The sequence below is a fragment of the Streptomyces sp. NEAU-YJ-81 genome (assembly GCF_017592595.1).
GTDB lineage: Bacteria > Actinomycetota > Actinomycetes > Streptomycetales > Streptomycetaceae > Streptomyces > Streptomyces hygroscopicus_B.
On record NZ_JAGFNO010000123.1, the window covers coordinates 1 to 861 of the forward strand.

The following is an 861-nucleotide window of genomic DNA, read 5'->3' on the forward strand; positions in this document are numbered from 1 at the left end:
TTGTTCGTTGATGATCATGTCTTGTGGGACGTGGGGATCTGACGAGCGGCCAGTGGGCCCGGCTTGAGCCGCTGCTGCCGCGGGGCATCAAGCCGGGTCGTCCGCAGGTGTGGACGCGACGACAACTGATAGACGGCATACGGTGGCGGACCCGCACCGGTGCTCCCTGGCGTGATGTGCCGGAACGTTACGGGCCATGGGACCGGGTCTATGACCTGTTCCGGCGCTGGCAGCGAGACGGAACGTGGGCTCGGATCGTCATGCAGCTCCAGGCCGAGGCCGACGCGAAGGGCCTGATCACCTGGGAGGTGAACGTCGACTCCACGGTCTGCCGTGCCCACCAGCACGCCGCTGGGGCGGCGAAAAGGGGGACCTCCAGAAGGAACCGCCCGGCGGGATCATCGTCGAGCCGGCCGACCACGGACTCGGACGCTCCCGGGGCGGACTGACCAGCAAGGTTCACCTCGCGGTCGAGCAGGGCCAGAAGCCGTTGTCGGTGGTGATCACCGCTGGCCAGCGGGGCGATTCCCCTCAGTTCGAGCCTGTCCTGGAAGCGATCCGGGTGCCCAGGCTTGGCCTGGGACGGCCACGCAACAGGCCGGATCGAGTGCGCGCCGACAAGGCGTACGACTCCCGCAAGAATCGCTCCTATCTGCGCAGACGCGGTATCAAAGCGACGATTCCGGTCCCTGCGGACCGCGTCCGCAACCGGCAGAAGCGCGGCTCGCGCGGCGGACGGCCACCGACGTTCGACAAGGCCGACTACAAGCATCGGCACGCGGTCGAGTGCGGGATCAACCGACTCAAGCGACACCGCGCGGTCGCCACGAGATACGACAAACTCGCCGTCCGCTACGAAGC

1 protein-coding gene is annotated in these 861 nt (G+C 67.5%); it reads left to right on the forward strand.

Annotated features, from left to right (window positions below; translation table 11 throughout):
* Window positions 1–23 precede the first annotated feature (23 nt).
* Window positions 24–861, forward strand: a protein-coding gene (locus tag J5X86_RS50200) for an IS5 family transposase (RefSeq protein WP_208523238.1) whose coding sequence is annotated in 2 segments (ribosomal slippage) — window positions 24–368 and window positions 371–861 — 836 coding nt annotated over the 2 segments. Because the reading frame shifts where the segments join, the coding sequence is not laid out codon by codon here. This gene is flagged as partial in the annotation.